At 61.3% G+C, this 23,339-nt stretch carries 26 protein-coding genes; 18 read left to right on the forward strand and 8 right to left on the reverse strand.

All coding sequences use genetic code 11. The annotated features are described in order from the left end of the window. The first annotated feature begins 8 nt into the window (after positions 1–8). The 5 genes from sufC (at position 9) to ldtE (ending at position 4,735) form a co-directional block, all read left to right on the forward strand. The gene (gene sufC, locus ACR809_RS10650; RefSeq protein ID WP_002908876.1) at positions 9–755 is read left to right on the forward strand and encodes a Fe-S cluster assembly ATPase SufC; all 747 of its coding nucleotides are present in this window, start codon (positions 9–11) and stop codon (positions 753–755) included. Next, positions 730–2,004 carry a Fe-S cluster assembly protein SufD gene (gene sufD / locus ACR809_RS10655; protein ID WP_040219207.1) on the forward strand — a complete coding sequence of 425 codons (1,275 nt, stop codon included), beginning with the start codon at positions 730–732 and terminating at the stop codon, positions 2,002–2,004. The genes sufC and sufD overlap by 26 nt, the downstream gene beginning before the upstream one ends. Then, a complete protein-coding gene (gene sufS / locus ACR809_RS10660) occupies positions 2,001–3,221 on the forward strand; it encodes a cysteine desulfurase SufS (RefSeq protein ID WP_002908867.1) in 1,221 nt (406 codons plus the stop codon). Before sufD ends, sufS begins: the two co-directional genes overlap by 4 nt. A gap of 11 nt (positions 3,222–3,232) precedes the next feature. Continuing rightward, positions 3,233–3,649, forward strand: a complete 417-nt coding sequence (sufE, locus tag ACR809_RS10665; protein WP_002908865.1) for a cysteine desulfuration protein SufE — start codon at positions 3,233–3,235, stop codon at positions 3,647–3,649. A gap of 99 nt (positions 3,650–3,748) precedes the next feature. Further along, positions 3,749–4,735, forward strand: a complete 987-nt coding sequence (gene ldtE, locus ACR809_RS10670) for a L,D-transpeptidase LdtE (RefSeq protein ID WP_004180358.1) — start codon at positions 3,749–3,751, stop codon at positions 4,733–4,735. A gap of 61 nt (positions 4,736–4,796) precedes the next feature. Here ldtE and ACR809_RS10675 read toward each other — a convergent pair whose 3' ends face one another. From ACR809_RS10675 to ynhH, 3 genes are all read right to left on the reverse strand, one after another. Then, entirely contained in the window at positions 4,797–5,033 is a 237-nt protein-coding gene (locus tag ACR809_RS10675) for a major outer membrane lipoprotein (protein ID WP_002908860.1), read from the reverse strand. Positions 5,034–5,345: 312 nt separating this feature from the next. Continuing rightward, positions 5,346–6,758 (reverse strand): pyruvate kinase PykF, encoded by a 1,413-nt coding sequence (gene pykF, locus ACR809_RS10680; RefSeq protein ID WP_002908859.1) that lies wholly within the window; start codon positions 6,756–6,758, stop codon positions 5,346–5,348. Positions 6,759–6,765: 7 nt separating this feature from the next. Next, positions 6,766–6,951 carry a protein YnhH gene (gene ynhH, locus ACR809_RS10685; RefSeq protein WP_418133804.1) on the reverse strand — a complete coding sequence of 62 codons (186 nt, stop codon included), beginning with the start codon at positions 6,949–6,951 and terminating at the stop codon, positions 6,766–6,768. Between ynhH and ACR809_RS10690 the strand changes: the two genes are divergently transcribed. From ACR809_RS10690 to fumD, 3 genes are all read left to right on the forward strand, one after another. Then, a complete protein-coding gene (locus ACR809_RS10690) occupies positions 6,896–7,027 on the forward strand; it encodes a hypothetical protein (RefSeq protein WP_004217210.1) in 132 nt (43 codons plus the stop codon). The genes ynhH and ACR809_RS10690 overlap by 56 nt on opposite strands. An 88-nt stretch (positions 7,028–7,115) precedes the next feature. After that, a complete protein-coding gene (locus ACR809_RS10695; protein WP_004143246.1) occupies positions 7,116–7,274 on the forward strand; it encodes a hypothetical protein in 159 nt (52 codons plus the stop codon). Further along, entirely contained in the window at positions 7,264–7,476 is a 213-nt protein-coding gene (gene fumD / locus ACR809_RS10700) for a fumarate hydratase FumD (protein ID WP_004180357.1), read from the forward strand. The genes ACR809_RS10695 and fumD overlap by 11 nt, the downstream gene beginning before the upstream one ends. 17 nt (positions 7,477–7,493) lie before the next feature. Here fumD and ACR809_RS10705 read toward each other — a convergent pair whose 3' ends face one another. Further along, positions 7,494–8,132: a TetR family transcriptional regulator gene (locus ACR809_RS10705; protein ID WP_002908844.1), complete on the reverse strand. Its 639-nt coding sequence runs from the start codon at positions 8,130–8,132 to the stop codon at positions 7,494–7,496. Between the two features lie 126 nt (positions 8,133–8,258). Here ACR809_RS10705 and ACR809_RS10710 point away from each other — a divergent pair, with 126 nt between their 5' ends. The 4 genes from ACR809_RS10710 to ACR809_RS10725 all read left to right on the forward strand — a co-directional run bounded on the left by ACR809_RS10710 (position 8,259) and on the right by ACR809_RS10725 (position 13,158). Then, positions 8,259–10,112 (forward strand): bifunctional sugar phosphate isomerase/epimerase/4-hydroxyphenylpyruvate dioxygenase family protein, encoded by a 1,854-nt coding sequence (locus tag ACR809_RS10710; RefSeq protein WP_122051227.1) that lies wholly within the window; start codon positions 8,259–8,261, stop codon positions 10,110–10,112. 71 nt (positions 10,113–10,183) lie between these two features. Continuing rightward, positions 10,184–11,506 (forward strand): MFS transporter, encoded by a 1,323-nt coding sequence (locus tag ACR809_RS10715; RefSeq protein WP_032431911.1) that lies wholly within the window; start codon positions 10,184–10,186, stop codon positions 11,504–11,506. Between the two features lie 15 nt (positions 11,507–11,521). After that, entirely contained in the window at positions 11,522–12,358 is an 837-nt protein-coding gene (locus ACR809_RS10720) for a shikimate dehydrogenase family protein (protein ID WP_122051228.1), read from the forward strand. A 56-nt stretch (positions 12,359–12,414) separates the two neighbouring features. Continuing rightward, positions 12,415–13,158, forward strand: coding sequence for a substrate-binding domain-containing protein (locus ACR809_RS10725; RefSeq protein WP_122051229.1), 744 nt, complete (start codon positions 12,415–12,417; stop codon positions 13,156–13,158). On the opposite strand, the gene ACR809_RS10730 is transcribed toward ACR809_RS10725, so the two are convergent. The 4 genes from ACR809_RS10730 to ACR809_RS10745 form a co-directional block, all read right to left on the reverse strand. After that, the gene (locus ACR809_RS10730; protein WP_004151841.1) at positions 13,142–13,891 is read right to left on the reverse strand and encodes an ABC transporter ATP-binding protein; all 750 of its coding nucleotides are present in this window, start codon (positions 13,889–13,891) and stop codon (positions 13,142–13,144) included. The two genes, ACR809_RS10725 and ACR809_RS10730, sit on opposite strands and share 17 nt — an antisense overlap. After that, a complete protein-coding gene (locus ACR809_RS10735; protein WP_122051230.1) occupies positions 13,888–14,895 on the reverse strand; it encodes a FecCD family ABC transporter permease in 1,008 nt (335 codons plus the stop codon). The genes ACR809_RS10730 and ACR809_RS10735 overlap by 4 nt, the downstream gene beginning before the upstream one ends. After that, on the reverse strand, positions 14,885–15,943 hold the full coding sequence (locus ACR809_RS10740) for an ABC transporter substrate-binding protein (RefSeq protein WP_122051231.1): 1,059 nt from the start codon (positions 15,941–15,943) through the stop codon (positions 14,885–14,887). The genes ACR809_RS10735 and ACR809_RS10740 overlap by 11 nt, the downstream gene beginning before the upstream one ends. A 91-nt stretch (positions 15,944–16,034) precedes the next feature. Continuing rightward, positions 16,035–16,847 (reverse strand): DNA-binding transcriptional regulator, encoded by an 813-nt coding sequence (locus ACR809_RS10745; protein WP_004891228.1) that lies wholly within the window; start codon positions 16,845–16,847, stop codon positions 16,035–16,037. 177 nt (positions 16,848–17,024) lie between these two features. On the opposite strand from ACR809_RS10745, the gene ACR809_RS10750 reads away from it, so the two are divergent. From ACR809_RS10750 to mhpE, 6 genes are read left to right on the forward strand one after another with little or no spacing between them, the layout of a single operon-like run. Next, complete coding sequence (locus tag ACR809_RS10750; RefSeq protein ID WP_122051232.1) at positions 17,025–18,689, forward strand: bifunctional 3-(3-hydroxy-phenyl)propionate/3-hydroxycinnamic acid hydroxylase; 1,665 nt, start codon at positions 17,025–17,027, stop codon at positions 18,687–18,689. 1 nt (position 18,690) lies between these two features. After that, complete coding sequence (gene mhpB, locus ACR809_RS10755; protein WP_122051233.1) at positions 18,691–19,635, forward strand: 2,3-dihydroxyphenylpropionate/2,3-dihydroxicinnamic acid 1,2-dioxygenase; 945 nt, start codon at positions 18,691–18,693, stop codon at positions 19,633–19,635. Positions 19,636–19,652: 17 nt separating this feature from the next. Beyond that, positions 19,653–20,519 (forward strand): 2-hydroxy-6-oxonona-2,4-dienedioate hydrolase, encoded by an 867-nt coding sequence (mhpC, locus tag ACR809_RS10760; protein ID WP_004151837.1) that lies wholly within the window; start codon positions 19,653–19,655, stop codon positions 20,517–20,519. A 10-nt stretch (positions 20,520–20,529) separates the two neighbouring features. After that, on the forward strand, positions 20,530–21,336 hold the full coding sequence (gene mhpD, locus ACR809_RS10765) for a 2-keto-4-pentenoate hydratase (RefSeq protein ID WP_004215152.1): 807 nt from the start codon (positions 20,530–20,532) through the stop codon (positions 21,334–21,336). Continuing rightward, positions 21,329–22,279 carry an acetaldehyde dehydrogenase gene (gene mhpF, locus ACR809_RS10770; protein ID WP_014907417.1) on the forward strand — a complete coding sequence of 317 codons (951 nt, stop codon included), beginning with the start codon at positions 21,329–21,331 and terminating at the stop codon, positions 22,277–22,279. Before mhpD ends, mhpF begins: the two co-directional genes overlap by 8 nt. Then, positions 22,276–23,292, forward strand: coding sequence for a 4-hydroxy-2-oxovalerate aldolase (gene mhpE, locus ACR809_RS10775; protein ID WP_040245467.1), 1,017 nt, complete (start codon positions 22,276–22,278; stop codon positions 23,290–23,292). Before mhpF ends, mhpE begins: the two co-directional genes overlap by 4 nt. The last annotated feature ends 47 nt before the right edge of the window (positions 23,293–23,339 follow it).

Raw genomic sequence — 23,339 nt, forward strand, 5'->3', positions numbered from 1 at the left:
GAAAAAAGATGTTAAGTATTCAAGATTTACACGTCGCCGTCGAAGATAAAGCGATCCTGCGCGGGCTGAACCTTGAGGTGCGCCCGGGAGAGGTCCACGCCATTATGGGGCCGAACGGCTCAGGTAAAAGTACGCTTTCGGCCACCCTGGCCGGGCGTGAAGATTATGAGGTGACTGGCGGTCGCGTCGAATTTAAGGGCAAAAACCTGCTCGAACTCGCTGCGGAAGATCGCGCCGGGGAAGGTATCTTTATGGCCTTCCAGTATCCGGTAGAGATCCCCGGCGTCAGCAACCAGTTCTTCCTGCAGACTGCGCTGAATGCCGTGCGCAACTATCGTGGCCAGGAGGCGCTGGATCGTTTCGATTTCCAGGACTTAATGGAAGAAAAGATCAAGCTGCTGCAGATGCCGGAAGATCTCCTGACCCGCTCGGTGAACGTTGGCTTCTCCGGCGGTGAGAAAAAGCGCAACGATATTTTGCAAATGGCGGTGCTTGAGCCGGAGCTGTGCATTCTCGATGAATCGGATTCGGGGTTGGATATCGATGCCCTGAAAATCGTCTCGCAGGGAGTGAATGCCCTGCGCGACGGCAAACGCGCCTTTATCATTGTCACCCACTATCAGCGCATCCTTGACTATATCAAGCCGGACTATGTCCATGTGCTGTATCAGGGACGGATTGTGAAGTCGGGCGATTTCTCTCTGGTCAAACAGCTGGAGGAGCAGGGCTATGGCTGGCTTACCGAACAGCAGTAACGCGCTGCAGCAGTGGCACCATCTGTTTGAAGCGCAGGGCGGCCCGCGTACCCCGGAGGCCAGTCAGCATCTGCAGCAGCTGCTGCGCCTTGGGCTGCCGACGCGCAAGCACGAGGACTGGAAATACACTCCGCTGGATGCCCTACTTAACGGTCGCTTTGTCGCCGATGAGGGGGCCTCTCTCAGCGCTGAACAGCGTGATGCGCTGGCGCTGCCGCTGGACGCCTGGCGGCTGGTGTTTATCGATGGCCGCTATCATCCTCAGCTGAGCGACGAACTTGCCGCCAGCGGCGTGGAGGTCAGTGTCGATAATCAGCGCCAGCATCTGCCGGATGCCCTGCAGCCGGAGGTGTTTCTCCATCTGACCGAAAGCCTGGCCCAGACGGTGACCCGCATTCGCGTGCCGCGCAACCGCCGCCTGGATAAACCGCTGCTGCTGATGCATATCACCAGTGGCCTGGCCGGCGATGCGCTGAATACCGCCCACTATCGCCATCACCTGGCGCTGGAGAGCGGGGCGGAGGCGACGATTGTCGAGCATTACCTGAGCCTCAATGAACAGCCGCATTTCACCGGCGGGCGATTGACCATGACGGTGGCCGATAACGCGCACCTCCAGCATATCAAGCTGGCATTTGAGAATGCCCGCAGCTATCACTTCGCCCATAACGACCTGCTGCTGGGCCGCGACGCCTCGGCCTTCAGCAGCAGTTTCCTGCTTGGCGGCCAGGTGCTGCGTCACCAGACCAGCACCCGCCTGGGCGGCGAAAACAGCAACCTGCGCCTCAATTCGCTGGCGATGCCGGTGAAAAATGAGGTCTGCGATAGCCGCACCTGGCTCGACCATCAGGTCGGCTACTGCACCAGCCGCCAGCTGCACAAAACCATCGTCAGCGATAAGGGGCGGGCGGTGTTTAACGGGCTGATCAACGTCGCGCCGCTCGCGCTGAAAACCGACGGTCAGATGACCAACAATAATCTGCTGCTCGGGCGGCTGGCCGAGGTCGACACCAAACCGCAGCTGGAAATTTACGCCGATGACGTGAAATGCAGCCACGGGGCGACGGTGGGGCGCATTGACGAAGAGCAGCTGTTCTATCTGCGCTCGCGCGGTATCGAACAGCAGGCGGCGCAGCAGATGATCCTCTACGCCTTCGCCGCCGAGCTCACCGAGGCTATCCGCAGCGACGCGCTCAGAGAGCAGGTGCTGGCGCGTATTGGACAGCGTTTGCCGGGAGGCACAGTATGACATTTTCAGTAGAACAGGTTCGCGCCGATTTTCCGGTACTGAACCGGGAGGTCAACGGTCAGCCGCTGGTCTATCTCGACAGCGCCGCCAGCGCCCAGAAGCCGGAGGCAGTGATCGGCGCCGAAGCGGAATTCTATCGCCACGGCTACGCGGCGGTGCATCGTGGCATCCATACCCTCAGCGCGGAAGCCACCGCGCGGATGGAAGCCGTGCGTCAGCAGGCGGCCACCTTCCTTAACGCCGGGTCGGCGGAGGAAGTGGTGTTCGTCCGCGGCACCACCGAGGGTATCAACCTGGTGGCCAACAGCTGGGGAAACGCCAACGTCGGCGCCGGGGATAACATCATCATCAGCGAAATGGAGCACCACGCCAATATTGTGCCGTGGCAGATGCTGTGCGCCCGCGTCGGGGCTGAGCTGCGGGTGATCCCCCTGAACCCGGACGGTACGCTGCAACTGGATGTTGTCCCGGGACTGTTTGACCCGCGCACCCGCCTGCTGGCGATAACCGAGGTCTCCAACGTGCTGGGGACGGAAAACCCGCTGGCGGCGCTGATTGCTCTTGCGCATCAGCATGGCGCGAAAGTGCTGGTGGATGGCGCCCAGGCGGTGATGCACCACCCGGTGGACGTCCAGGCGCTGGGCTGCGATTTTTATGTTTTCTCCGCCCACAAGCTGTATGGGCCGACCGGGATCGGCGTGCTCTACGCCCGGTCCGAGCTGCTGCAGACGATGGCGCCTTGGGAAGGGGGCGGGTCGATGATCGCCACCGTCAGCCTGACGGAGGGCACCACCTGGAATCAGGCGCCGTGGCGCTTTGAGGCCGGCACGCCGAATACCGGGGGGATCATCGGCCTCGGCGCGGCGCTGACCTACGTCAGCCAGCTGGGACTGACGCAGATTGCCGAGTATGAGCAGACGCTGATGCGCTACGCGCTCGATGCCCTGCGCGCGGTACCGGATCTGATCCTTTACGGCCCGGCGCAGCGTAAAGGGGTAATTGCTTTCAACCTCGGTCAGCATCACGCCTATGACGTCGGCAGCTTCCTCGATAACTACGGGATCGCCGTGCGCACCGGACACCACTGCGCGATGCCGTTGATGGCCCGGTATCAGGTACCGGCTATGTGTCGGGCATCGCTGGCGATGTACAATACCACGGAAGAGGTGGACCGCCTGGTGGCCGGCCTCCAGCGGATCCGCAAACTGTTAGGGTAAAGGACGGGACAATGGCGGCACTACCGGACAAAGACAAACTGTTGCGTAACTTTAGCCGTTGCGCCAACTGGGAAGAGAAGTATCTCTATATCATCGAGCTTGGCCAGCGTCTGGCGCCGCTAAGCCCGGAAGAACATAGCGTGCAGAACATTATTCAGGGCTGTCAAAGCCAGGTCTGGATCGTGATGGACCAGGATCCCACAGGCGTGATCACCCTGCGCGGCGATAGCGATGCGGCGATCGTCAAGGGTCTGATAGCGGTGGTGTTTATCCTCTATGACCGGATGACCGCTCAGGACATCACCGAGTTCGACGTGCGTCCGTGGTTTGAAAAAATGGCGCTCACCCAGCATCTCACCCCCTCCCGCTCGCAAGGCCTCGAAGCCATGATCCGCGCGATACGCGCGAAAGCGGCAAATATTAGCTAGAATAAACAGGTAGATTTCATTCTGTTACGTCCGGCAGGGCGCTGACCCTGCCGCCGTTCAGTCTCCTGGCGTTTTATCAGCGAAAGAAGGAATCTCAGTATGAAACGCAAAACGATGATCACCTTAGCCCTTCTCAGCGCCCTTGGCGCCTCCTCGGCCGCCTGGGCCGTTGATTATCCGCTTCCTCCCGCCAACAGTCGGCTGATTGGTCAGAATCAGTACTGGACGGTCCAGGAGGGAGATCGCAACCTGCAGGCGATTGCGCGCCATTTCGATACCGCGGCGATGCTGATCCTCGAAGCCAACGATACGATTGCGCCGGTGCAGCCGAAGCCCGGCACTCAGGTCCTTATCCCTTCTCAGATGCTGCTGCCCGACGTGCCGAGGGAGGGCATTGTCGTCAACCTCGCCGAACTGCGGCTGTATTACTTCCCGCCGGGAGAGAATCAGGTGCAGGTCTATCCGCTGGGCATTGGCCAGTTAGGTCTGGAAACGCCGGAGATGACCACCCGCGTGGGGCAGAAGATCCCTAACCCTACCTGGACGCCTACCGCCGGCATCCGCGCGCGCTCGCTGGAGAAAGGGGTGACGCTGCCGGCAGTGGTCCCGGCCGGACCGAACAATCCCCTGGGGCGCTATGCGCTGCGTCTGGCCTACGGTAACGGTGAATATCTCATCCACGGAACTAACGCCCCAGACAGCGTTGGTCTGCGCGTCAGCTCGGGCTGTATGCGGATGAACGCTGATGACATCAAAGCGCTGTTCAGCCAGGTGAAAACCGGGACGCCGGTACGGATTATCAATCAGCCGGTGAAGTTTGCCGTCGAGCCGGATGGTAAACGCTATGTCGAAGTCCACAGGCCGCTTTCGCAGACCGAAGGGGAAAACACCCGGACCATCGCTTACACGCTGCCAGCGGCGTTTCACGCCTTCGCAGAGGATAAAGCAGTGGATGACCTGCAGTTGAAAAAAGCGATGTCGAGAAGGGCGGGGTATCCGGTGGTGGTGTCGGCGGGGGCAGGTAGCACGGCGACGTCGCTGTCGGCGCAGAATAGTTCGTCTGACAACGGTCTGCTTACCCAATAGCCCTCATGCTGAGGGCAAAAAAAATGGCGCACAGAGTGCGCCATTTTTATTACCAGAACTCTTACTTACGGTAAGAGTGAGCCTGGTTGTCCAGACGCTGGTTAGCGCGAGCTGCGTCGTCTTTAGCAGCCTGAACGTCGGAACGCATTGCGTTCACGTCGTTGCTCAGCTGGTCAACTTTAGCGTTCAGAGTCTGAACGTCAGAAGACAGCTGATCGATTTTAGCATTGCTGGAGCAACCAGCCAGCAGAGTAGAACCCAGGATTACCGCGCCCAGTACCAGTTTAGTACGATTCATTATTAATACCCTCTAGATTGAGTTAATCTCCATGTAGCGTTACAAGTATTACACAAAGTTTTTTGGGATGAGAATATTTTTTTTACCTGAACGCACTTATTTTTGATCGTTCGCTCAAAGAAGCATCGAATTGCTCAGAATCGCTGAAAAAGGCGAGTGAAAACAGCGCGCTTCCATCGGATTCATCTTAGATAATCCCTTATTAAATAGTAAATTCCGATTTGCATTTTTAATAGGAAGAGCTAATCAATGAATAAAAAAAAGCGCCCCGCGAGGCGCTTTATTAAAAAAAACCAATTAACCTGTAAATTATTACAGCACGTGTACGGAAGCGGTATTAGTCGTGCCGCTCGGCACTAATGCGCCGGAAACCATCACCACTACGTCGCCTTTACGCGCGAGGCCGCTCTTCAGCGCCAGGTCTTTGCCCAGATGATAGAAATCATCGGTAGAGGCAATCTCTTCCACCAGCTGCGGTACCACGCCTTTGCTCAGCACCAGCTGACGAGCGGTGGTTTCGTTGGTGGTCAGCGCCAGGATGGTGGCATCCGGGAAGTATTTGCGCACAGCGCGTGCGGATTTACCGCCCTGGGTGGCGACCACGATCAGCGGCGCTTCCAGTTTCTCAGCGGTTTCTACCGCGCCGCGGCACACCGCTTCGGTGATGCGCAGTTTACGGTTGTCGTTGTTGAAGTCCAGACGGCTGGTCATCACGCGGTCGGTACGTTCGCAAATGGTCGCCATGATGGTGACCGCTTCCAGCGGGTATTTACCTTTCGCGGATTCGCCGGACAGCATCACCGCATCGGTGCCGTCGAGGATGGCGTTAGCCACGTCGCCGGCTTCAGCGCGGGTCGGACGCGGGTTCTTGATCATGGAGTCCAGCATCTGGGTGGCGGTGATAACCACTTTACGCGCGCGGATACATTTTTCGATGATCATTTTCTGGGCGAAGATAACTTCTTCAACCGGGATCTCCACGCCCATGTCGCCACGCGCAACCATGATGCCGTCAGACGCTTCGAGGATTTCGTCGAAGTTGTTCAGGCCTTCCTGGTTTTCGATTTTGGAGATGATCTGGATGTTTTCACCGCCGTGGGCTTTCAGGTGCTCACGGATCTCGACGACGTCGGAACGTTTACGGATGAAGGAGGCCGCGACGAAGTCCACGCCCTGTTCGCAACCGAAGATCAGATCCTGTTTGTCTTTCTCAGCCAGCGCCGGCAGGGCGATGGAGACGCCCGGCAGGTTAACGCCTTTGTTCTCGCCGAGGTCGCCATTGTTCAGCACTTTACAGATAACTTTGTTGCCTTCGATAGCCGTAACTTCCATGCCGATCAGGCCATCGTCCACCAGGACGGTGTTGCCGACGGCGAGGTCGGAGGTGAAGCCTTCATAGGTTACCGCAACGATTTCGTTGTTGCCGATGACGGATTTATCGGTAGTGAAGGTGAAGGTCTGGCCTGCTTTCAGGGAGACGTCGTTACCGCCTTCCAGCTTGATGGTACGAATTTCCGGCCCTTTAGTGTCCAGCAGAATAGCGGCTTTCTTACCGGTTTTGCTCATCACATTGCGCAGGTTCTGGATGCGCTGACCGTGTTCCGCATAGTCACCGTGGGAGAAGTTCAGACGCATCACATTCATGCCGGCTTCCAGCATTTTGGTCAGCATCTCTTCAGATTCGGTTTTCGGACCGATGGTGCAAACAATTTTGGTCTTTTTCATGACAGTTTTAGTCTTTAAGTTGTGAAGGATATGGAATTCTCGCTCCGCGGGCGCACTGCCGGGGAGCCAAACCTGTATTACGAAAGTTGCTAAGCCACGCCCTAAGGATAGGTGACAACCCTGAAGCGTGCAGAAGAATGTGTGCTGGCGGTTCAGCCCATGAAATGTGGCAAGGTGTTATGCGTTTTATCATGCAGTCCAATGCGCTGAAACCATTCAAGAAAGAATCGAAGCGCATTATACGCTGCCGAAATCAAAAAGGAAAATAAAAACCTCGTTTCAAATTATGGACAAAACGCGTAACAAAACCGGCACGTTATGCAAAAATCTACGCAACACACTTTTTCGTCACCGGCTATGAAAAAGGGTAAAAGAAATGGATTATTTCGCCATCATGAGCCGGTAAAATGCGTCATTGAACCTTTAAAGTGGCGATGGTTTGCGTTGTGCGGGAAATCTATCAATAATGATTTGATTGATAATGATAAAATACGAGCCAAATTCTATGGGAAATAAAGCGAAAGACGACGATCTGTACCAGGAAATGTGCCGCGTGGTGGGTAAAGTCGTGCTGGAAATGCGTGACCTGGGTCAGGAGCCGAAACACATTGTCATTGCCGGTGTGCTGCGCACCTCGCTGGCGAACCGCAAAATCCAGCGTTCGCCGCTCACCGTGGAGGCTATGGAGAAAGTCATTCATGCGCTTTCCGGGCACTGAACCCTTACGCCGGCGGGTCAGGAAATCACGAAGCGGATCACCGCCCTGACGGCAATGTCACAATGGTGAGCCACCATCGCTTCATCGTCGATGGCGGGTAGCGGATCGTCAAGATACAGGCTGCTGAAGGTGTAGAAGTTCGACACCTGATAAAAGCTGAAGCTGCTGATTAACCGGTGGACATCGCGCGCGTCGAGCCCCGCCTGAAAGACGCCCTGCTGCTGGCCGCGCAGTAAAATGTCTTCCAGTATCGACAGGGCGGTACGATTCAGCGGCTTCAGTTCACCCGAGCTTTTTAACCACTTGCCGCGCTGCATATTCTCCATGCAAATGACGCGCATATAGTCCGCATGGGTGGCGTGATAGCGCACGCTCCAGCGCACCAGCCGCACCAGCGCCTCCACCGGCGGCACATTCTCCAGCCCCAGCTGCTGCTCGGTTTCGCGGATCCGCGCATACACATGCTGCAGCACCTCCTGATAGAGCTGTTCTTTGCTTTTGAAGTAGTAAACCACCATGCGTTTGGTGGTCTGCGCCTCGGTGGCGATCTGCTCCATGCGGGCGCCTGACAGCCCGTGTTCAGCAAAGACAGCGATAGCGGCGCTGAAGATCCGCGCCTTCAGGGATTGTGCTTCATCATGGGCAACGACGGTCATGGCAACTCCTTTTTCTTGGGTGACAAAAAATACACATAATGATCACAATTTAGCAACCTGGTATGGCGCAAATGAACCAAATGATACATATTCAAGGCTTACGTCAGCTGTTGACCCGAGGACCTTATGCTGCGCTCTATCGCCACCGTTTCGATTTCCGGCACCCTGCCTGAGAAGCTGCACGCTATTGCGGCGGCGGGGTATCAGGGGGTGGAAATTTTCGAGAACGATCTGCTCTATTATACGGGGACGCCGGCGGAAATCCGCCAGCTTGCCGCCGATTTAGGGTTAAAAATCACGCTTTTTCAACCCTTTCGCGATTTTGAAGGCGCCAGTCGGGCGCAGTTTGCGGCGAATATGGCTCGCGCTCGGCGCAAGTTTGCTCTGATGCGCGAGCTGGGCTGCGAGACGCTGCTGTTGTGCAGCAATGTGCAGCCGGACTGCTCGGCGGATAGCGAATTGCAGGTCGCGGACCTGCGGGCGCTGGCCACGCTGGCGGAAGAGGAGGGGATTGCTATCGGCTATGAGGCCCTGGCCTGGGGAACCCATGTGAACCGCTGGCAGCAGGCCTGGGAGCGGGTGCGGCGGGTGGACAGCCCGGCGTTGGGCCTGGTGCTCGACAGCTTCCATATTCTGGCCCGCGGCGACACGCTGGACGCGCTACCGTCGGTGCCGGTGGAGAAAATCACCTTTGTACAGCTCGCCGATGCGCCGTATATGAAAATGGATTTGCTGGAGTGGAGCCGCCACTTCCGCTGCTTTCCCGGACAGGGGGAGCTGCCGCTGGAGGCGTTTGCCGAGCAGATCACCCGCTGTGGCTACCGCGGCCCCTGGTCGCTGGAGATCTTTAATGACGGTTTTCGCGCCTCGCCGAACGGCGCGACGGCCAAAGATGGTTATCGTTCGCTGCTGTGGCTGGAGGAGCAAACCCGCCGTCGGCTCCCGACGTGCGATGCCGATCTGTTTTCACCGCCGCCGCTGCCGGTCTACCAGGGACTGGAGTTTATCGAATTCGCCGCCAGCGCCGCCGAGGCGCAGCGCCTGGGGCAACATCTGCAGGTGCTGGGTTTTCAGCACGAGGGAAGCCACCGCTCCAGACAGGTGACGCTGTGGCGCAACGGCGGGGCGCGGATCGTCATCAACTATCAGCCGCACAGCTGGGCCGACCATTTTTATCAACGCCACGGGGTATCGCTCTGCGCGATGGCGCTGCGGGTCGAGCACAGCGCGTCGCTTGTCGCCCGCGCCCGCGCGCTGGGGTATGCCACCTGGCAGGGCGACGCCGGGCCGAACGAAACGCCGATCCCGGCGATCTGCGCCCCCGACGGCAGCCTTATCTATCTCATCGACGCCGGGGAGGCTATCTACGAGCGCGATTTTCATCTGCGTGATGGCGTGACGGTGCGCGAGGATTATCTCGGTATCGATCATCTGGCGCTGGGAATGGAGGCCGACAGCCGCGATAACTGGGTGATGTTCTTCCGTACGGTGTTTGGTTTTTCCCTTGAGCATGAGCAGACGCTGCCGGACCCGTATGGACTGGTGCGCAGCCTGGCGGTGCGCAGCCCGCAGGGCGATATCCGTCTGGCGCTGAATATTTCGCAGAGCCGGGCGACGCAGATCGCCCGCTCCGTTGCCTGCTACCAGGGGGCGGGGCTGCAGCATGCCGCCTTTGCCTGCCGCGATCTGCCGGCCGCCTGCGACCAGCTTGCCGAGGTTGCCCGCCATACGCTGCCGATCCCGGCCAATTATTATGACGATCTGCTGGCGCGCTTTGGCGGCGAGCTGGACGTCGGGCAGCTTCAGCGCCAGCAGCTCCTCTATGACCGCGATCCGCAGGGGGGAGATTTCCTGCATCTTTACACCCGGCCGTTTACCGCCGGCCGCTTTTTCTTTGAGTTAACCGAGCGCCGGGCTGGCTATGCGCTCTATGGCGCAGCGAATGCGGCCGTCCGTCTGGCAGCGATGCAGTATTGTTAGCCTGAATCAAATGGTTCATTATGCGTTAAACACAATAACAACACCCTCTGTACCCGAGACAGGAACCGACTATGAGCTCATATAGCCCTAACCCGACGGCTGCCGCCCAGCCAGCCGTCACCGTGCGCCGCTCCCGGCGGCGTATCGGCATTCTTGCGCTGTTGGCCATTGGCACCATGATCAACTATCTCGATCGCACCGTACTGGGGATCGCCGCCCCAAAGCTCACCGCTGAGCTGGGGATCGACCCGGCGATCATGGGAATCCTCTTCTCCGCCTTCGCCTGGACCTATGCTCTGGCGCAGATACCCGGCGGACTGTTTCTCGACCGCTTTGGCAACAAAGTGACCTACTTTTTGTCACTGACCCTGTGGTCGCTGTTTACCCTGTTCCACGGCATGGCGGTGGGGCTGAAGACGCTGCTGCTGTGCCGCTTCGGGCTCGGTATTAGCGAAGCGCCGTGCTTTCCGGTCAACAGCCGGGTGGTCAGCGCCTGGTTCCCACAGCAGGAGCGGGCGAAGGCCACGGCGGTGTACACCGTGGGGGAGTATCTCGGGCTGGCCTGCTTTGCGCCGCTGCTGTTCTGGATCATGGACGGTTTCGGCTGGCGGGTGCTGTTCGTCAGCGTTGGCGCCGTCGGCATTCTGTTTGCCCTGGTGTGGTGGCGCTGCTACCGCGAACCGCATGAAGACCTGCGTCTTAGCCCGCAGGAGCGCGAGCATATCGAAAACGGCGGCGGCCTCAGCGCCCCGACCGACCAGCAGGTGGCGTTCAGCTGGCCGCTGGTCCGCCAGCTGCTGAGCAAACGGCAGATCATCGGCGCCAGTATCGGCCAGTTTGCCGGCAATACCGTGCTGGTGTTTTTTCTCACCTGGTTCCCCACCTGGCTGGCCACCGAGCGGCATATGCCCTGGCTGAAGGTCGGCTTTTTCTCCATCCTGCCGTTTGTCGCCGCCGCCGGCGGGGTGATGTTTGGCGGCTGGCTCTCCGACAAGCTGCTGAAAGCCACCGGGTCAGCCAACCTTGGCCGTAAGCTGCCGATCGTCGCCGGTCTGCTGATGGCCAGCTGCATCATCACCGCCAACTGGCTGGAGAGCGACCTGGCGGTGATCCTGGTGATGTCGTTTGCCTTTTTTGGCCAGGGGATGGTGGGTCTCGGCTGGACGCTGATCTCCGATATCGCCCCGAAGGGGCTGGGCGGCCTGACCGGCGGCCTGTTTAACTTCTGCGCCAACCTCGCGGGGATCCTCACCCCGCTGGTGATCGGCTTTATCGTTGCCGGGTTCGGCAATTTCTTCTACGCCTTGATCTACATCGGCGGCGCCGCGCTGTTGGGCGTGGTGGCCTATCTGTTTATCCTCGGCGACGTCAAACGTATCGAGTTATCGCAGTAAGCAAAGGAGCAAGGCATGGTGATTAGTGGGCATACGCGGCTGATAGCGCACCTTGGCTATCCGACCGCCAGTTTTAAGGCGCCGATGATCTACAACCCGTGGTTCGTTGACCAGCAGGTGGACGTGAAGGTGGTGCCGATGGGGGTCAGGCCGGAGGACTACGCCGCGTTTATTCCGCCGCTGTTTACGATGACCAACATCATCGGCGCGCTGGTGACGATGCCGCATAAAATCGCTACCTGCGATCTGGTGCAGCGCCTGAGCCCGACGGCGGCCATCGCTGGCGCCTGCAATGCCATCCGCCGCGAGGCTGACGGTAGCCTGAGCGGAGACATGTTCGATGGCGAGGGATTTGTGCTGGGCCTGCGTCGTAAAGGGTTTAACCCGCAGGGGACGCGGGCGCTGGTGGTTGGCAGCGGCGGGGTGGGATCGGCTATCGCCGCCTCCCTCGCGGCGGCGGGGGTCAGCGCCCTGACCCTGTACGATACCCGGCCCGAGGTGGCGCACGCCCTCGCCGGGCGGCTGCATCAGCACTATCCGCAGCTCGATATCACCCTGATGCAGCCCGATCCTGCCGGACACGAGCTGGTGGTCAATGCCACCCTGCTGGGGATGAAGGCCAGCGATCCGCTGCCGCTGGACGTCGACCGTCTGGCGCCAGGCGCCTGGGTGGGGGAAGTCGTCATGACCCAGGAGTACACCCCGCTGCTGAGGGCCGCTCGGGCGCGACAGTGCCACATCCAGCGCGGGACCGACATGCTGTTTGAAATGATCCCTGCCTATCTGCGCTTTTTTGACCTACCGGTAGCCACCCCCGAGCAGCTGCGGACCCTGGCAGAAATTCGCTACTGACGCGACGGCAAACCGGGTAATATAGCGCTATATTATCCGGTTTATAGCGATATCCTATGGCAAATACTACTCTCACGCTGCTGGCGGCAGGAAGCCTGAGAAGCGCCTTCCTGCCGCTTGTGGCGCACTTTCGGCAGCACACTGGCCTGGCGGTCGATGCGCAGTTTGGCCCTGCCGGCCTGCTGCGCGAGCGGATCGAAGCCGGGGCGCCGTGCGCGGTTTTTGCTTCCGCCAACGCGGCGCACCCGCAGGCGCTGCTGCAGGCGGGTCTGGCGCAGGAATGCCAGGGATTTGCCAGCAACCAGCTGATGCTGACCGCCCGGCGGTCGCCGGACAACGATAGCCTGGACTGGCTGGCGCTGCTCAGCACGCCCCGCCTGCGGTTGGCGACCTCCACGCCAGGCTGCGATCCGTCGGGAGATTATACCTGGCAGCTGTTCGCCCGAATTGAGGCACGCTATCCAGGGTTGGGCAACGCGATGGCCGGGCGGGCGCAGCAGCTGGTCGGCGGCAGAGACTCACTGAGCGTGCCGCCGGGAGAGATAGCCGGCGCGTGGCTTATTCGCCAGAATCTGGCGGATCTGTTTATCGGCTATGCGCACTATGGCCCCGCGCTGGCCACCTGCGACGATCTGCGTACCCTGACCATCCCGGCGCCGTGGAATATTCGCTGCGATTACCAGCTGGCGCGTCTCAGGGCCGATCCCGCCGCGCTGGCCCTGTATCGCTTTATCCTCGGCGACGTTGGCCAGGGGTATCTTCGGCAGGCGGGTTTTATGCCGTTCAGCGACGCAGCGTAAACCCCGGCGCCAGCAGAGGGAACGCGGAGGCGGCATGGCGGATCAGGCGTACCGGCAGGCCGTACGCTTGCCGGAGATGCGTTTCGCTCAGCACGTCGGCGGTCTCGCCCGCCAGCCACCGGCCCTCCGGCAGCAGAAGCAGCGTATGGCTGGCCACCTGTAGGGCGTGGTTGGGATCATGGGTGGTGAACAGGACGGTGCGCGCCTGGCGGTGGGCGAGGTCGCCGATCAGCTGCAGCACCACCTGCTGGTTACCGAGGTCCAGCGCCGAGCAGGGCTCATCCAGCAGGATATTCTGGCTGGCGCTGACCAGCGCGCGGGCAATCAACACCAGCTGCTGCTGGCCGCCGGAGAGGGCGCCGAAGTCATCTTCGGCCAGGGCGGCAATCCCCAGCTGCGCCAGCGCCTGCTCAACCCGCCGGGCATCCTCCTCGTCCGGCTGGGCAAAGAGATCCACATGACGGGCCCGGCCCATCAGCACCACATCGCTCACGCGCCAGCGAAAAGCGGGACGAAACGACTGCGGAACCAGGGCCACGCCGCCCTCGCACTGCATCTCGCCGCCCAGCGGCGGCAACACGCCGGTCAGGGTATCCAGCAGGGTACTTTTTCCCCGGCCATTGGCGCCCAGCACCGCCCAGATCTCACCGGGCCGGCAGGCCAGCGTGAGCGGGGCGAAGAGCGGCTGACGGTGGCCGTAGCGTAGCGCTTGCAGCGATAATGAGCTGTTCATCGGGTCGTACTCCGGCGTCGGGATTGCACCAGCAACACGGTAAACAGCGGCGCCCCGAGCAGGGCAGTGATGATCCCGATCGGGATCTCCGCCTGGGTCAGCGTGCGCGCCAGATCGTCCACCACCAGCATCAGCGCGGCGCCGAGCCAGAAGGCGGTGGGCAGCAGGCGACGATGGTCAGCCCCTACCAGCAGACGGGCGAGGTGCGGGACCACCAGACCCATCCAGGCGATGCTGCCGCTGACCGCCACCTGGGCTGCCACCAGCACCGCGCAGCAAACCAGCACGCCGCGACGCAGCGCGGCCACCGGAACGCCAAGACTGCGGGCATCCCGTTCCTCCAGGGCCAGCAGGTTGATACGCCAGCGCAGCTTCCACAGCACCCCGGCGGCAAGCGCCAGGGGCAGGGACATAAGCAGTACCTTATGCCAGCTGGCGGTCGCGAAGCTGCCGAGCAGCCAGAAAACGATGTTCGGTAACGTCTCTTCGCTGTCGGCGAGGTACTGCATCAGGCTGACCAGCGCGGCGAAGAAGCCGCTGAGAATGATCCCGGACAGAATCAGCCCCAGCGTGCTGTCCCGCCCCTGCAGGGCGGCGAGGGCGTAAATCAGCCCCAGCGCGACGAGGCCGAAGAAAAAGGTCGAGGCCATCATCAGCAGACTGCCGACGCCCAACAGGATCGCCAGCGTGCCGCCGAAGGCGGAGCCGGCGGTCACCCCGATGATGTGCGGGTCCACCAGCGGGTTCTGGAACACGCCCTGCAAGGTGGCGCCGCACAGCCCCAGCGCGCCCCCGGCAAGCAGGGCCATCACCACGCGCGGCAGGCGAACCGACCAGACGATCTGCCCGATCACCCCTTCTCCTGGCGGCAGATGGACCAGGGTGTGGCCAACGGCGCTCAGGCTTAACGGGTACTGGCCGAAACAGAGCGAGGCGACCGCGATCGCCAGGGTCACCAGCGCCAGGCTACCCTGCACCAGCCAGGGATGATGGTTAGCGGGCATCTGGCGTCCACGCCACGCGGTAAAAACGCTGATAGTAATCGCTGGCTTTACTGTCCACATCGATGCTCTGGTAGCGCGCGGGATAGAGTTTTTTCGCCATCCACAGCTCACCCAGCGCCAGGGCCTCTGGCATGGGATAGCCCCAGGCTTTGGCGTACTCCGGCATCAGCCACACGCGGTGATGTTTCACCGCATCGATCGTCTGCCACTGCGGGTCGTTCTCTATCTGTTTGACCACCTGCGGATAACGGTCCTGGACGAAGATCACCTGGGGGTTCCACTCCAGCACCTGCTCCAGCGACACCTGGCGGGCGCCTTTTACGCTGGCGGCCACCACGTTCAGCGCCCCGGCGTGCGCCATCATCAGCCCGGTGTATTTGCCAGCGCCATAGGTATTCAGATCGGGGTTGGCCATGTACACCCGCACCCGCTGGTTCTGGGGAATATCGGCCACCGGCGCATTGGCTTGCTTGCGCGCCTCGAAGGTGTAGTGAATCAGCGCCTCGGCCTCGGGCTGGCGCTCGACCACCTCGCCGATAAGGCGGATCCCCTCCATCAGCCCGGCGTTATAGGCCTGCTCTTCGTCAGCCATGGTGGGGTTCATTTTATTTTTTTCCCCGGCGGCATCATGGCGCAGCGAGATGGCCACCACCGGGATCCCGGCCTGTTGGATCTGCGCGATCATCGCCGGCGGCGCATAGTTGGCGACGAAAACCACCTGCGGACGCAGCGCCAGCAGGCTTTCAATATTGACCTGGGTGAGATCGCCTGGGGTCGCCAGTTGCCCGATCTCGGGCATGAAGCGGGCGAACTGCGGCCCGAGCTGTTTCTTCCAGCTGCTTAAGACGCCGACGATATCCTCGGCGGCATGCAGTTGTACCAGCAGATTGAGCGTCTGATGCTGCAGAACCACTACGCGGGTGACGTGGTCGGGGAGGGTGACCTGGCGACCCAGCTGGTCGGTGACGGTGCGGTCGGCGAAGGCCTGGCCGGTGAACAGGCTGGCGCTGAGCAGCGTCAGGCCCAGCAGTAAGGGGTGTTTTGACATGGTGTGGCCCGAATGGCGTGAAAATTCGTTGTGTATTAAATTATATAACGAAGCCGGGCGCAATGGTTGATCGCGGTTACCCTCATCACGATCAGGGCATTTCGTACCACACTTCTTCATCCTCCATGCGGGCTTCTATCTGCCTCGCCACCCTCTGCAGCGCAGGGAGATGCTTCTGCGCCGCCTGCTCAATGGTCATTGCGCTGGCGATATAGACCAGGTTCAGGCAGCCGATAACCCGCTGCTGACTGCAGACCGGCACGGCGATCGAGGCGATTTTCTCCTCCTGCCGCCAGCCGCGGAAGTTTTCGCCATAGCCGTTCTGGCGGGTGCGGGCGAGGATCGCCGCCAGCCGTTCCGGTTCGCGGGCCAGCTGATACTCAGCTTCCGGACGGGCGGCCAGCATGCTGACGATGGCGTCGCGTTCCGCGTCGGGGGCAAAGGCCAGCCACGTCAGTCCGGAGGCGGTGAGCAGCAGCGGCAGCCGCCGTCCGACCATCGCGCGGTGAAACGACAGTCGGCTGAAGCGGTGGGTAGTCTCGCGCACCACCATGGCGTCGACGTCGAGGGTGGTGATGTCTGTCGGCCACTGCACCTCGCGCAGCAACTCGCCGAGCAGCGGCGTGGCGAGGGCAGAAATCCAATGTTCGTCACGAAATCCATCGCTCAGCTGGCGGACGTTAATGGTCAACCGGAAGCTGTCATCGGAGCGGCTGCGGCGGACAAAACCCTCCTCCTGTAGCGTCTCCAGCAGCCGGCGCACGGTGGTGCGATGCAGGCCGCTAAACTCCGCCAGCAGGCCCGGCGTCGCGCCGCCGTCGAATTTATTTAACAATTTTAATAACAATAAACCCCGGCTTAATCCGCGCACCGTTTTGTACGCTGCGGACCCATCGTCACGCATAAATCCTCCCTAAAAATGCTTTAAAAACAGTGTTGTGCACCTTGTGCACATTCGATGATGTTTTGATTGTAGCCGAAAACCCCCGCCCTATACTCAGCCCATTATAAAAATACGTTTACACATGATTAACAAATTGCCTGTCAGCCGGGCAGTTTCCGAGTCGTGAGGTCGCTGAGAATGACAACATCTACACCCGATATTCAACCCGCCGTGCAGCATACCGCTCAGGTCGCCATCGTTGGCGCCGGTCCGGTTGGTCTGATGATGGCCAACTACCTTGGCCAGATGGGCATCAGCGTGCTGGTGGTGGAAAAGCTCGCCACACTGATCGATTACCCGCGGGCCATCGGCATTGACGATGAATCCCTGCGGGCGATGCAGGCGGTGGGGCTGGTGAATGACGTGCTGCCGCATACCACGCCGTGGCACGCCATGCGTTTTCTCACCCCAAAAGGCCGCTGCTTTGCCGATATCCAGCCGATGACCGATGAGTTTGGCTGGTCGCGGCGCAACGCCTTCATTCAGCCGCAGGTCGATGCGGTGATGTATCACGGTCTGCAGCGTTTCCCTCAGGTCCGCTGCCTCTTCTCCCGCGAAGTGGAAGCCTTTAGCCAGACCGGTGACAGTGTCACGTTAAATCTTAAAGGACCGGACGGCGAACGGGAGACGGTGCGCGCGGACTGGCTGGTGGCCTGCGACGGCGGCGCCAGCTTTATTCGTCGTACGCTGAACGTCCCCTTCGAAGGCAAGACCGCGCCGAATCAGTGGATCGTCATCGATATCGCTAACGACCCGCTGGCCACTCCGCACGTTTACCTGTGCTGCGACCCGGTGCGACCCTACGTTTCCGCCGCGCTGCCCCACGGCGTGCGCCGCTTTGAATTTATGGTGATGCCCGGAGAAACCGAAGCCCAGCTCAGCGAGCCGCACAATATGCGCCGTCTGCTGAGCAAAGTGCTGCCGGACCCGGACCGCGTAGAGCTGATCCGCCAGCGGGTCTATACGCATAACGCCCGCCTTGCCGAGCGCTTTCGCATTAACCGGGTGCTGCTGGCCGGCGATGCGGCACACATCATGCCGGTCTGGCAGGGGCAGGGATACAACAGCGGCATGCGCGACGCCTTCAACCTGGCGTGGAAGCTGGCGCTGGTGGTCAACGGTAAAGCGGGAGAGGCGCTGCTCGACAGCTACCAGCAGGAGCGCCGCGACCACGCGAAAGCGATGATTGATCTGTCGGTCACCGCCGGCTACGTGCTGGCGCCGCCGAAGCGCTGGCAGGGGGCCGTGCGCGACGGTCTCTCCTGGCTGCTGAATTACCTGCCGCCGGTGAAACGCTACTTCCTCGAGATGCGCTTTAAGCCGATGCCGCAGTACCGCGAGGGGGCGCTGCTGACCGACGGCGCCGGCAAGACATCGCCGGTGGGCAAAATGTTTATTCAACCGCAGGTGACGCTGGAGAGCGGTGAGAGCGTGCTGCTCGACGAGGTTATCGGGGCGAATTTCGCCATTATCGGCTGGGGCTGTAATCCGCAGTGGGGGCTCGACGCCGGGCAGATCGCCCGCTGGCGCGCGATTGGCGTGCGCTTTATCCAGGTGGTGCCGGAGGTGCAGATCCACCGTGAGCAGGATAACGCCCCCGGCACGCTGCGGGTGGGCGACAGGCAAAACCGCCTGAAGAGCTGGTTTGCTCAGCATAACACCGCCATCGCCGTGGTCAGACCGGACCGCTTTGTTGCCGCTCTCGCCATCCCGCAGTCCCTCGGTGCGAAGCTGACCGCTCTGGCGGAAAAAATGGCCCTCGCAACCGGGGATACCGCCCACGCTGAAGAGAAGGTGGCCTGATATGCATGCCTATTTGCACTGTCTCTCCCACACCCCGCTGGTGGGATTCGTGGACCCGGAGCAGGCGGTCCTTGATGAAGTGAACGGGGTGATTGCCGACGCCCGGCGGCGGATCGCTGAATTCGATCCCGAGCTGGTAGTGCTCTTCGCTCCCGATCACTACAACGGTTTTTTCTATGACGTGATGCCGCCGTTCTGCCTCGGCGTCGGCGCCACCGCGATTGGCGACTTCGCCAGCGCCGCCGGCGACCTGCTGGTGCCGACCGAGCTGGCGGAAGCCTGCGCCCACGCCGTGATCAACAGCGGTATCGACCTGGCGGTGTCGTACAACATGCAGGTGGACCACGGCTTCGCCCAGCCGCTGGAGTTTCTGCTGGGTGGCCTGGACCGCGTACCGGTGCTGCCGGTGTTTATTAACGGCGTCGCCGCGCCGCTGCCGGGTTTTCAACGCACCCGGCTGCTGGGCGAGGCGATGGGCCGCTTTCTCAATACCCTCAATAAGCGGGTGCTGATCCTCGGCTCGGGCGGACTCTCGCACCAGCCGCCGGTGCCGGAGCTGGCGAAGGCCGACGCCCATCTGCGCGATCGCCTGCTCGGCGGCGGAAAGCAGCTGCCGCCGGACGAACGCGAACGGCGCCAGCAGCGGGTGATCAATGCCGCCCGACGGTTTACCGAAGACCCCCACTCGCTCCATCCCCTCAACCCGGTCTGGGACAACCGCTTTATGAGCCTGCTGGAGCAGGGGCGGCTGAGCGAACTGGACGCGATCGGCAATGAAGAGCTGTCGGCGATGGCCGGCAAATCGACGCACGAAATTAAGACCTGGGTGGCCGCTTTTGCCGCGCTATCCGCTTTTGGCCGCTGGCGCAGTGAAGGCCGCTATTACCGGCCGATCCCCGAGTGGATCGCCGGATTCGGCTCGCTGAGCGCCACCACCGAGATTTGATTAACCGGGAGACTAACATGAGCTATCAACCGCAAACTGAAGCCGCCACCAGCCGATTCCTCAATGTCGACGAGGGGGGCCGCACGCTGCGTATCCATATCAATGACTGCGGCGACGGGAAAGAGACCGTGGTCATGCTGCACGGCTCCGGGCCGGGGGCCACCGGCTGGGCCAACTTCAGCCGCAATATTGACCCGCTGGTCGAGGCGGGCTATCGCGTGCTGCTCCTCGACTGTCCGGGGTGGGGCAAAAGCGATGCTATCGTCAACAGCGGCTCGCGTTCGGACCTCAACGCCCGCATTCTGAAAAGCGTGGTCGATCAGCTGGGGATCGATAAAGTCCATCTGCTGGGCAACTCGATGGGCGGCCATAGCGCGGTGGCCTTCACCCTGAGCTGGCCGGAGCGGGTGGCTAAGCTGGTGCTGATGGGCGGGGGGACCGGCGGCATGAGCCTGTTCACGCCGATGCCGACCGAGGGCATCAAGTTGCTGAACGCCCTGTACCGCGAGCCGACCATTGAAAACCTCAAAAAGATGATGAGCATCTTCGTCTTCGACACCCGCGACCTCACCGAGGCGCTGTTCGAGGCGCGTCTCAACAATATGCTGTCGCGCCGCGACCATCTGGACAACTTCGTCAAGAGCCTCGAAGCCAACCCGAAGCAGTTTCCTGACTTTGGCCCGCGGCTGGGCGAAATCAGCGCGCCAACTCTGATCGTCTGGGGACGCAATGACCGCTTCGTGCCGATGGACGCCGGGTTGCGCCTGCTCGCCGGGATCGCCGGTTCGGAACTGCATATTTACCGCGACTGCGGCCACTGGGCGCAGTGGGAACATGCCGACAGTTTTAATCAGCTGGTGCTCAATTTCCTCGCACGGGCTTAAGGAGTAAATGATGACTTTTTCTCTTGACGCGCTGGCCCGGCAGCTCCGCGACGCGGAACAGAGCGGCCAGGCGATCGCCCCGCTGCGCGATATTCTCGGCGTCGACAATGCCGACGCCGCCTATGCCATCCAGCGTCTGAACGTCCAGCACCACGTGGCCCATGGCCGGCGGGTGGTGGGCCGCAAGGTGGGCCTGACCCATCCCAAAGTGCAGCAGCAGCTGGGCGTCAATCAGCCGGACTTCGGCACCCTGTTTGCCGACATGTGCTACGGCGACAACGCCGAGGTGCCGTTTGGCCGCGTGCTGCAGCCCAAGGTGGAGGCCGAGATCGCCCTGGTGCTGAAGCAGGATCTGCCGCATGCCGATACCACTTTTGATGAACTGTATAACGCCATCGAATGGGTATTGCCGGCGCTGGAGGTGGTGGGCAGCCGCATTCGCGACTGGTCAATCGGCTTTGTCGACACCGTCGCCGATAACGCCTCCTGCGGCCTGTACGTCATTGGCGGCCCGGCGCAGCGCCCGGCGGGACTGGATCTGAAGCAGTGCGCCATGCACATGACCCGCAACCAGGAGCTGGTCTCCAGCGGCCGCGGCAGCGAGTGTCTGGGGCATCCGCTGAACGCCGCAGTCTGGCTGGCGCGCAAGCTGGCGAGTCTCGGCGAACCGCTGCGGGCGGGGGATATCGTCCTGACCGGGGCGTTAGGCCCGATGGTGACGATTAACGAGGGGGACAGCTTTGCCGCCCATATCGAAGGTATTGGCTCAGTCGCGGCACGCTTCGTTGCCGCCGGAGAAGGAGATCGTGATGCGTAAACGTAAAGTCGCCATTATCGGCTCCGGGAATATCGGCACCGATTTAATGATTAAAATCCTGCGCCACGGCCAGCATCTGGAGATGGCGGTGATGGTCGGCATCGACCCGCAGTCGGATGGCCTGGCCCGCGCCCGGCGCCTGGGCGTTGCGACCACTCACGAAGGGGTGGGCGGCCTGATGCAGATGGCGGAATTTGCCGACATCGATTTTGTTTTTGACGCCACCAGCGCCGGGGCGCACATCAAAAACGATGCCGCGCTGCGCGAAGCGAAGCCGGGGATCCGCGTTATCGACCTGACGCCGGCGGCGATTGGCCCGTACTGCGTACCGGTGGTCAACCTCGCGGACAATCTCCATCAGGGCAACGTCAATATGGTGACCTGCGGCGGGCAGGCGACCATCCCGATGGTCGCCGCGGTCTCGCGAGTGGCGAAGGTGCATTACGCGGAGATTGTGGCCTCGATCGCCAGCCAATCCGCCGGGCCGGGCACGCGGGCCAATATTGACGAATTCACCGAAACCACCTCGCAGGCGATTGAAAAAGTCGGTGGGGCGGGCAAGGGCAAAGCGATTATTGTACTGAACCCGGCGGAGCCGCCGCTGATGATGCGCGATACCGTCTACATCCTGAGCGAGCTGGCGTCGCAGGAGGCGATTGCCGCCTCGATCGCCGAAATGGCGGCGGCAGTGCAGGCTTACGTCCCGGGCTACCGGCTGAAGCAGCAGGTGCAGTTTGAGGTTATCCCCGAGGACAGGCCGGTCAACCTGCCCGGCGTCGGCTGTTTTTCCGGCCTGAAAACCGCGGTTTACCTCGAAGTGGAAGGAGCGGCGCACTATCTGCCAGCGTACGCGGGCAACCTCGATATTATGACCTCGGCGGCGCTGGCGACGGCGGAGCAAATGGCCGGGGCAATGCACAGCGCGGCGGGAGCGACAGCATGAACGGTAAAAAACTTTATATCTCGGACGTGACGCTGCGCGATGGTATGCACGCTATTCGTCACCAGTATTCCCTGGCGCAGGTGCAGCAGATCGCCGGCGCGCTGGATAAGGCTGGGGTCGACTCCATCGAAGTGGCCCATGGCGATGGCCTGCAGGGATCCAGCTTCAACTATGGCTTTGGCGCCCACAGCGACATCGCGTGGATTGAAGCGGCGGCGGCGGCGGTCAGCCAGGCGAAAATCGCCACCTTACTGCTGCCGGGCATCGGCACGCTGCACGATCTGAAAGCGGCGTATCAGGCCGGGGCGCGGGTGGTGCGGGTCGCCACCCACTGCAGCGAAGCGGACGTCGCCGCGCAGCATATTGCCTTTGCCCGCGAGCTGGGGATGGACACCGTCGGTTTTCTGATGATGAGCCATATGATCTCCCCGCAGGCGCTGGCGCAGCAGGCGCTGAAGATGGAATCTTATGGCGCGACCTGTATCTATGTGGTGGATTCCGGCGGGGCGATGAACATGAACGACATTCGCGACCGCTTCCGCGCCCTGAAGGCGGTGCTGAAGTCGGAGACCGCCACCGGGATGCATGCCCACCATAATCTGAGCCTCGGGGTGGCGAACTCGATCGTCGCGGTGGAAGAGGGGTGCGATCGCATTGACGCCAGCCTGGCCGGGATGGGGGCGGGGGCGGGCAATGCGCCGCTGGAGGTGTTTATTGCCGCCGCCGACAAGCTCGGCTGGCAGCATGGCACCGATCTCTACGCCCTGATGAACGCGGCCGATGAGCTGGTGCGGCCGCTGCAGGATCGCCCGGTGCGTGTCGACCGCGAAACGCTGGCGCTGGGCTACGCCGGAGTCTACTCCAGCTTCCTGCGCCACAGCGAAGCGGCGGCCAAGCGCTATGGCCTCAGCGCGGTGGATATTCTCGTCGAGCTGGGCAAGCGGCGGATGGTCGGCGGCCAGGAGGATATGATCGTCGACGTCGCGCTGGATCTGCTTAACCGCAATAAATAACTAAGAACGTGCGGCTGACAAAGCATCAGCCGCCAGTCACCTGCTCC

The sequence above is a fragment of the Klebsiella sp. CD33 genome (assembly GCF_051992865.1).
Taxonomy (GTDB): domain Bacteria; phylum Pseudomonadota; class Gammaproteobacteria; order Enterobacterales; family Enterobacteriaceae; genus Klebsiella; species Klebsiella pneumoniae.